Origin of the sequence: Streptomyces sp. NPDC007162 (assembly GCF_040634175.1) — a bacterium.
Taxonomy (GTDB): Bacteria; Actinomycetota; Actinomycetes; order Streptomycetales; family Streptomycetaceae; genus Streptomyces.
Window position 1 is genome coordinate 1 of sequence record NZ_JBEYFC010000388.1, and the last position, 8783, is coordinate 8783.

General features: G+C 73.3%; 7 protein-coding genes. 2 read left to right on the forward strand and 5 right to left on the reverse strand.

All coding sequences use genetic code 11. The features are described from left to right. The coding region (locus ABZ646_RS33380) for a phosphotransferase (RefSeq protein WP_360527291.1) at positions 1–515 on the forward strand (515 nt) is incomplete at its 5' end. Between the two features lie 253 nt (positions 516–768). After that, the gene (locus ABZ646_RS33385) at positions 769–2757 is read left to right on the forward strand and encodes a peptidoglycan recognition family protein (RefSeq protein WP_360527294.1); all 1989 of its coding nucleotides are present in this window, start codon (positions 769–771) and stop codon (positions 2755–2757) included. Between the two features lie 6 nt (positions 2758–2763). Here the strand turns inward: ABZ646_RS33385 and ABZ646_RS33390 are convergent, their stop codons facing one another. The 5 genes from ABZ646_RS33390 to ABZ646_RS33410 all read right to left on the reverse strand — a co-directional run bounded on the left by ABZ646_RS33390 (position 2764) and on the right by ABZ646_RS33410 (position 8687). Beyond that, entirely contained in the window at positions 2764–3261 is a 498-nt protein-coding gene (locus tag ABZ646_RS33390; RefSeq protein WP_093507815.1) for a hypothetical protein, read from the reverse strand. Positions 3262–3317: 56 nt separating this feature from the next. Beyond that, positions 3318–6071, reverse strand: a complete 2754-nt coding sequence (locus ABZ646_RS33395; RefSeq protein WP_360527297.1) for an AAA family ATPase — start codon at positions 6069–6071, stop codon at positions 3318–3320. 131 nt (positions 6072–6202) lie between these two features. After that, positions 6203–7105, reverse strand: coding sequence for a universal stress protein (locus ABZ646_RS33400; RefSeq protein WP_360527300.1), 903 nt, complete (start codon positions 7103–7105; stop codon positions 6203–6205). Between the two features lie 103 nt (positions 7106–7208). Further along, complete coding sequence (locus tag ABZ646_RS33405; protein WP_358986716.1) at positions 7209–7451, reverse strand: DUF397 domain-containing protein; 243 nt, start codon at positions 7449–7451, stop codon at positions 7209–7211. Positions 7452–7535: 84 nt separating this feature from the next. After that, positions 7536–8687: a thiolase domain-containing protein gene (locus ABZ646_RS33410; RefSeq protein WP_360527303.1), complete on the reverse strand. Its 1152-nt coding sequence runs from the start codon at positions 8685–8687 to the stop codon at positions 7536–7538. Between the last annotated feature and the right edge of the window lie 96 nt (positions 8688–8783).

Consider the following 8783-nt stretch of genomic DNA (forward strand, 5'->3'; position numbering starts at 1 on the left):
GGTACCACGAGCTGGGACTGCTCACCGACCGGGACATGGGTGACCTGCAGAAACTGCTGCACGGCATCGCGGTCGCGGCGGGCCGCCAGGGGATGGGCCAGTTCTGCCACGGCGACGCCCTGCTCTCGAACATCCTGTTGTCCCCGGCCGGTCCAGTGCTGGTGGACTGGGAGCACGCGGGCTGGTATCTGCCGGGGTACGACCTGGCGACGCTCTGGTCGGTCCTCGGTGACGCCCCGGTGGCGCGCCGTCAGATCAGCCAGATCGCCCAGTCGGCGGGGCCCGCGTCCCGTGACGCCTTCCTGGTGAACCTGATGCTGGTGCTCACCCGGGAGATCCGGACGTACGAGACCGCCGTGCAGCGTTCGATGCACGACGCGACCCCGGCGGCGCCGGGCGCGGGTCACCCGGGTGCCGCGCCGACCGGCGAGGAACAGCGGCTGCTGCTCCGGCGGCTGCACGACGACTGCCAGCTGGCCCGCCGGGCCGTGCGCGCGGCGGTCGGCACTCGCTGAGGGGGACGAGGATCCGCGGTGCGCTCAGGGCGGCTGCGCACCGCGGATCTCCGGTGTTCTGCCGCGCTCACTGGTGTACGCCACTGGCGGCGGGCAGGCCGGGAACCTCCGGGGCGAAACTCCCACGATCATCGTATGACATGGGAATTGTCGCTCCTGTGGGCATGATTGACGGACCGTCGGCAAGCAGGTACCACTGAGCCACGCTCAGCCCGCACGCCCCGCCGCGCCCGACACGCCCCTGGAGGCCGCATTGCGAGGATCCGTCAGCGAGCCATTTCCCGCCCACCATGGCAGACGTACGCGCAGGACGGCCGTCGCCGCCGCGGCGCTGCTGCTGCCGCTGCTGGGCGCGGCTCCGCCCCCGAGCGCCACCGCGTCACCCGCCGAAACGCTGCAGCGCGCGTTCGCGTCCGCCGCCACCGAGTACCGCGTGCCGCAGAGCGTCCTGCTGGCCGTCTCCTATCTCCAGTCCCGCTGGGACGACCACGGCGGCGCGCCGAGCGTGTCCGGCGGCTACGGTCCGATGCACCTGACCGATGCGCGCACGGCGCTGGCCACCGCGACCGGGCACTTCGCCGACGGCACCGAGGACGCCCGCGGCGACGGCGCGCGTCCCGCCCTGCACCCCCGCGTCACGGTGCCCGCGGACTCCGCGCTGCCGGCCCGCCTCAAGACGCTGACGAAGGCCGCCGGGCTGACCGGCATCCCCGCCGAGCGGCTGCGCACCGACCCGGCGGCGAACGTGGCCGGCGGCGCCGCCCTGCTCGCCGCCGCCCAGCGGGAGATGGGCGAACCGCTCAGTGCCGACCCGGCACACTGGTACGGTGCGGTCGCCCGCTTCTCCGGCGCCGACGACACGGCCACCGCGGCGGCGTACGCCAACGACGTCTTCGACGTCCTGCACACGGGTCAGGCGCGCACCACCGACGCCGGTCAGCTCGTCGCCCTCGCCGCGCAGCCGGGCGTCAGGGCCGACACCGGGCAACTGAGGCTGACCGGGCTGCGCACCACCGCGGCGGACGACACGGAGTGCCCGACAACGGTGTCATGCGAGTCGATCCCGGCACCGTACGCGCAGTTCGGGAACAACGACTACGGCAACCACGACCTCGGGGACCGGCCGGCGTCGCAGAGCATCAGGTACATCGTCATCCATGACACCGAGGGCACCTGGGACGAGACCGTGAAACTCGTCCAGGATCCGACCTACGTGTCCTGGAACTACACCATCCGCTCGACCGACGGTCTGATCGCCCAGCACGTCAAGGCCAAGGACGTGGCCTGGCACGCCGGCAACTGGTACATCAACTCCAAGTCGATCGGCATCGAGCACGAGGGCTTCCTCGCCGCGCCGGACGCCTGGTACACGGAGGCGATGTACCGCTCCTCGGCCCGGCTGGTGAAGTACCTCACCGACAAGTACGGCATCCCGCTGGACCGCCAGCACATCCTCGGACACGAGAACGTGCCGGGCCCGACCACGTCCTCGATCCCCGGGATGCACACCGACCCGGGCCCGTACTGGGACTGGCGCCACTACTTCGAGCTGCTCGAACACCCCTTCAAGCGCACGGCCGGCAAGAAGGGCGGTCTCGTGACGATCCTGCCGGACTACACCACGAACCAGCCCGCGTACACCGGCTGCGTCAGCAAGGGCCAGCCGTGCGCAGCGCACGGTTCCGGCGAGGTACGGCTGTACTCCGACCACGACGAGAGCTCGGCGCTGATCAAGGACGTCGGTCTGGGCACCACGCCGACCACCGACGTGAACGACCTCTCCTCCCGGGTCTCCACCGGTCAGCAGTACGCCGTGGCGGACACCTGGGGCGACTGGACGGCGATCTGGTACCTGGGGCAGAAGGCCTGGTTCAAGAACTCCGCCACGGATCCGACGGCGGTGAGCGCGGCGGGCCTGGTGGTCACCCCCAAGGCGGGTCTGACGAGCGTTCCCGTGTACGGCCGTGCCTATCCGGAGGCGTCGGCCTACCCGTCCGGGGTACCCGCCCAGTCGATCTCCCCACTGCCGTACACGCTCCCGGCGGGCCAGGAGTACGTGGTCGGGGACGCGGTGCCGGGTGAGTACCTCTACGCCACCACCTTCGCCACCGACTCGCACCGGGTCGTGATGGGCAAGGACCTGTACTACGAGATCCAGTACGGCCACCGGGTCGAGTTCGTCCGGGCTGCCGACGTGAACGTGGTGCCGTCCCCGAGGATCGGACGGCACCCCCGCGCGTGACCGGTCTCAGCCCTGCTGGAAAAGCTCCGCCGGGAGCGGCTTCAGCAGGGCGTACAGGTCGTCCGTGATGGGACGGTCCCAGGCGGCGATGGTCACGAGGACCCCGTCGCTGCGGTCGAACTGGACGCAGGAGATCCGGCTCTCGGAGAGCTTGAGCCGCCGCACGATCAGCAGGTTGTCGCCCTGGAGCACCGGCATGTCCTCGGTGCCCACGACGGTGACGTCCTCGTCGTTCTCCAGGGCGAGGAGGAGCTGGCCGACCTCGAACGGGATCTCGCCCTCCTCCACCTCGCGGGCCGGGGAGCCCTCGGGGAGGTTGCCGATGATCATCGCGGGGCCGCGGCCGCCGAAGAGGTCGTAGCGCAGGAAGACGCCCTGGCAGGTGCCGTCGGGGGCGGGCAGCAGCCCGGCGCCGAGGTTGCCGGGCCAGTCGCCCGGGTCCATGGCCAGTACGTCGAATTCGGGGCCGGCGGGAGTGGCGCTGCGGCGACGGAGGAACGACATGCGGTCCATGGTACGGGGCCGCGCGGGCGGCGGGGCCGGGTGGAGCGGTCGAGGTCTCAGTGCCGGGTGCGGGTGGGCGGGGGCTTGTCGCGCAGTGCCCCGCGCCCCTGCGGGACGGCGCCCGCTGTCTGCTGCGTGATCGAGGCCAGTTCGGCGCGGGCCGTGGCCGCCAGGGTGTCCGCTCCGCACCGCTCGGCTGCCTGCAGGCCGCTGCGCAGGCGGCCGGTGTCATGGAGTTCCGTGCCCAGGGCCACGAGGGCGCAGGCCAGTTCGTAGGCGGCCGGGGAACGCTCCAGGTGGGTCACCGCCTCCTCCAGGTACCGCACGCGCGTCTCGCCCGTCGCGACCTCCGCCGCCGTGCGCAGGGCCTGGCCGACGGCCGAGGGCGCGCCGAACTGGCGGGCCCGGCTCACCGCCTCCAGCGCAGTGGCCAGGGCGCGTTCCGGTGCCTCGTGGGCTTCGGCCCGGGCCAGGTGGAGCTGCCAGGGGCACCACGCGGGGTTGCGGATGCCACGGGGTTCGAGGCGGCGGCCGGCCGCGGCCAGCTCGGCCGCCGCGGCCTTGGTGAGTCCGCGGGCGAGCAGCAGTTCGCCGTGGACCGTCTGGGCGTCGGGGAAGACCACGGCCGCCGGGAACGGCTCCCGGAAGGAGTGGTCCTCGGCCAGCCGGGTGGCCTTCTCGGTGCGGCCCCGCGCGATGAGGGTCTGGATGAGGGTGCCGAGGGCGTACCAGTGCGCGGGCGTGCCGGGTCCGACGCGTTCGGCGAGACGCAGACCGGAGCGGGCGAGGTCCTCCGCCTCGGCGAGGCGGCCGCGCCGGTAGCGGAGGTAGCCGAGGAGTGTGTAGGCGAAGGAGAGGTGCCCGCCGCGCCAGCCCTGGCGTTCGTAGTCGGCGATCCCGGCGGCGAAGAGTTCCTCGGTGCGGTCGGGCCGGTCGGCGTACATGAAGGCGAGCGCGACCAGGACCGGCACCTCGAAACCGCGGTCCGCCTCGGCCCAGCCGAGACCCCCGGCCAGGGCGCGTTCGGCGTGGTGCAGGGCGGTGGCGGCGGGTTCGCCGCGCTGGATGGCGTCCCAGGTGCGCAGGCCGATGATGTACCGCTCGGTGAGGTCGCGGCCCTGGAGGCGGTCGGCGAGCCTGGCCAGACGGCGGGAGCGGGAGGGGTGGTCGGGTTCGTCGGCGCGGAAGGCGTCCCACATGAACTGTTCGGAGAGCATCCGCAGCCGGACCCGGGCGTCACCGGTCAGCCGGATCTCGTGGGCGAGGGTCTCGGACGCCTCGGCGAGGCGGTCGCTGTGGGCGAGGACCTGGGAGAGGCGGTACACGATGCGGTGCCGCAGGGCGGGCTCGGCGATGGGTTCCTGGAGGGCGGCGCGGAGGTGGTTGACGGTGGTGGCCGGTTCGGTGAGCAGGGAGGCGCTGCCCAGTTCGTGGAGGACGGCGGCGCGCTCCTTGGCCGGCGGCGGTTCGCGCAGGGCGCGGGCGAGGTAGCGGCGGGCCGCGTCGGGGGCGCCCGCCCGGAGGGTCTCGCCGGCGGCGGCACGCAGCTGCCGCACGACCCAGGCGTCGCCCTCGGGGTGGGTCTCCAGGAGGTGCCGGGCGGCGGCGGTGGCGCCCTGGCCGTCGTCGGTCACGCACCAGGCGGCCTGGCCGTGCAGGGCGACGCGGGTGGCGGGCGGGATGGCACGGTAGACGGCGGTGGCGATCAGCGGGTGGATGAACTCCAGGGTCTCGGCGCCGGTGAGGACGCGCGCGCCGCGCAGGGCGTCGGCGGCGTCGGCGGCCTCCTCGTGGCCGAGCCCGGCGACGGCGGCGGCGAGCGCGGGGTGGATCTCGGTGCCGAGGACGGCGCAGGCCCAGGCGAACCGGACGGCTGAGGGGCCGAGGCGTTCGATGCGGGCGATCAGCCCGCTGCCCTTGACGGCGGCGGCGAGGTCGCGCAGCAGGGGTGCGCCGGCTTCGGTGGGGTCCAGGCCCCGGTCGTGGACCTTGGCGGTCAGTTCGACGGTCTCGAAGGGGTTGCCGGAGGTGACGGCCCAGCATTCGTGGCAGAAGGCGTCGTCGGCGTGGTCGCCGAGGCTCTCGCGGACCAGGCCGGCCACCGCGTCGGCGCTGAGCGGCTCCAGGCCGTGCGGACGGCCGCCTGCCCGGCCGGGCAGGCTCCGGAACGCGTCGGCGTGGTCGGGGAGTTCGTCGGGCCGGTAGGCGACGACGACGAGCAGCGGGAGCTGTTCGGCGCGGGGCGCGAACGCGGCGAGCCAGCCCAGGGATTCGGGGTCGGCCCAGTGCGCGTCGTCGAGGACGAGGACCATCGGGGCCTGGCGCACGACGAGGTGGGTGAGCACCCAGTCCAGTCCGTCCCGCAGGCCCTGCTGGTCGGGCGGGGCGCCCTCGGTGGGGGCGCACAGGCCGAGGGCGGGACCGACGATGTCGTACCAACTGCCGAGGGAGGCACGGAGTTCCGCCTCGGGCGCACCGGCGAGGCGGGGTTGCAGGAGCTGGCGGGCGACGTGGAAGGCGACCCGCTGTTCCTGGTCGCCACCGCGGGCGGAGAGCACGGTGCAGCCCTGGGCGGCGGCGCGCCGGCGGACCTCGGCGAGCAGGGTGGTCTTGCCGATGCCGGCGCGGCCCGCGAAGGCGAGGAGCGCCCCGCGCGGGCGGTCGGCCGGTGGCGTGCCGTCGAGGCTCGGCCCGGTGGGTCCGGCCCGTCCGGTGAGCCCGGTGAGTTCGGCCAACGCCTCGTCGACGGCGGCGAGTTCGCCCTCACGTTCGTAGAGCGTCCGTCGGTTCCGCAGGACCCGCTGTCCCATGACCACCCCCCGCCACGGTGGGACGCGAGCGCGGGGAGCGGGCGCGCACCGTGGCTTGCAGGCAGCTCAGCGTACGCCCGACGGCGGTGATCCGCTCCCTACTGACGGTAACTGAGCCAGGGGGCTTGACATCACCGCTCGGGTGGCGAAGGGGGGACCACGGCGACCGGGCAGGCGGCGTGCAGCAGCACGGCGTGGGTGACCGACCCCAGCATGCGGGCCGGGGCGAGCAGCCGCCGCCGGTGGCGGCCGACGACGACCAGTTCGGCGTCCTTGGAGGCGGCGACCAGCAGACCGGCCGCGTCGCCGGGCAGCGCCAGGATCTCGGTTCCCACGTTCGGGTGATCCTTGAGGTGCGGGGCGAGGAAGCCCTCGGCGAGGGTGCGGGTCTCCCGTTCGATCTCGCCCTGGTCGACGGCCGGCGGGACGAGGCTGCCGACCGCGATCCAGGACTGGGCCGGCCACGGATAGCCGGCGACCGCCTGCAGTCGGGCGCCGCGCCAGGCGGCCTCCGCGAAGGCGAAGGCGAGGGTCGCCTCGTCGGGGCCGTCCACGTCGAGACCGACCACGACCCGGGGCCCGGGCTCGGCCGGCAGTTCCTCGTGCACCTCCCGTCCGGGCCGCGGTACGACGACCACCGGGCACCCGGCGTCGCGGGCGGCAGCCATGCCGTTGGAGCCCAGCAGCAGGCCGGTGAAGCCGCCGCGGCCCCGGGAGCCGAGCACCAGCAGCCGGGCGTCGGCGCCCAGTTCGGGCAGCAGCGCGGTGGGGGCGCCCTCCAGGGCGACGTACTCGACGGTGAGTGTCCCGGCGGCGGCGCGCAGCCGCTCGCGGACCTCGTCCAGCACCGGGTCGCCCGCCGCGTCGGGCTCTCCGGCGACCAGGACGTCGGGCTGCCCCCAGGCGGCGTACTGACGGACGTGCACCACGCGCAGCGGCGCGCTCCGCTGCCGGGCCGCCGTCACCGCCCAGTCCAGGGCGCGCAGGCTGTCGTCCGAACCGTCCACCGCGGCGATGACCGGCGCAGTGCTCATCGTCCCTCACCTCCGGAATGCGACCTTCCCTTTCCGGGGCCAGCCTGTCGCAGGAGGCGGCCCCGGAACGGCTCTGCCGGTCACGTGTCCGGAAATCCCTGGCTCAGGTGAGGTCGAACTCGCCCTCCCGGGCGCCCGACACGAAGGCACCCCATTCGGCGGGGGTGAAGATCAGGGAAGGGCTCTCCGGCCGGCCGCTGTTGCGCATCGCGATGAATCCCTCGACAAAGGCGATCTGGACATCCCCCCGGCCACGGCTGCTGGACTGCCAATCGGCCCCGCTGAGGTCCAGCTCCGGCTTGTCCCAGCCCCGTACCGGCTGCTGCTGGATGGTGCTCTCGGCCACGTCCGTGCTCCTCCCGAATTCGTCGTCCGCGGGCCAGCCTAGCTTTCGGTTCCGGCGCTCAACAGGCCACGTCGACGGCTCCTTTCAGGAGTCCGGGGCCTCGGCGCCCACCAGCCACATCGAGAAGAACTGCGAACCGCCGCCGTAGGCGTGCCCGAGCACCTTCCGCGCGCCGTCCACCTGGTGTTCTCCGGCCTGGCCGCGGACCTGGAGGGCCGCCTCGGCGAACCGGATCATGCCTGAGGCGCCGATCGGATTGGTGGAGAGCACCCCGCCCGACATGTTGACGGGGAGGTCACCGTCGAGTTCCGTGACCCCCGATTCGGTGAGTTTCCAGCCTTCGCCCTCGTCGGCGAAGCCCAGGTTCTCCAGCCACATGGGTTCGTACCAGGAGAACGGCACGTACATCTCGACGGCGTCGATGTCCCGGCGCGGGTCGGCGATCTGGGCCTGCCGGTAGACGTCCGCCGCGCAGTCCTTCCCGGCCTGCGGTGACACGGCGTCCTTGCCGGCGAACAGGGTGGGCTCGCTGCGCATGGCCCCGCCCAGCATCCAGGCCGGCGGCTTCGGGGAGCGCGCGGCTCCGGCGCGGTCGGTGAGGACCATGGCGCAGGCGCCGTCGGAGGACGGGCAGGTCTCGGAGTAGCGGATGGGGTCCCAGAGCATGGGGGACGCCTGGACCTTCTCCAGGGTGATGTCGTGCTCGTGGAGGTGGGCGTACGGGTTCTTCAGGGCGTTGCGGCGGTCCTTGTAGGCGACCAGCGAGCCGACGGTGTCGGGGGCGCCGCTGCGCCGCATGTAGGCCCGGACGTGCGGCGCGAAGAACCCGCCCGCTCCGGCCAGCAGCGGCTGCTGGAAGGGGATGGGCAGGGAGAGCCCCCACATGGCGTTGGACTCGGACTGCTTTTCGAAGGCGAGGGTCAGCACGGTGGAGTGGACGCGGGCGGCGACGAGGTTGGCCGCGACCAGCGCGGTCGAACCACCGACCGACCCCGCCGTGTGGACCCGCAGCATGGGCTTGCCCACCGCTCCCAGCGCGTCCGCCAGGTACAGCTCCGGCATCATCACGCCCTCGAAGAAGTCGGGGGCTTTGCCGATGACGACGGCGTCGATGTCGGCCCACGTCAACTCGGCGTCCTCAAGGGCGCGCAGCGCGGCCTCGCGGACGAGTCCCGCGATCGAGACGTCCCGGCGCGCCGCGACGTGCTTGGTCTGGCCGATCCCTACGACGGCCACGATGTCGATATAGTAGGTACCCAGAGGAAAGTGACTACCCCGGAGGGGTGTACCGGCCGATGGAGACCGACCCGGAGCTGGCGTGCCCGATCTCCC

What these genes read in the sequence shown, in the direction of transcription:
- ABZ646_RS33395 (WP_360527297.1), bottom strand. Translation starts at nt 6,071, where the DNA reads ATGGGACAGCGGGTCCTGCGGAACCGACGGACGCTCTACGAACGTGAG.
- ABZ646_RS33390 (WP_093507815.1), bottom strand. Translation starts at nt 3,261, where the DNA reads ATGTCGTTCCTCCGTCGCCGCAGCGCCACTCCCGCCGGCCCCGAATTC.
- ABZ646_RS33400 (WP_360527300.1), bottom strand. Translation starts at nt 7,105, where the DNA reads ATGAGCACTGCGCCGGTCATCGCCGCGGTGGACGGTTCGGACGACAGC.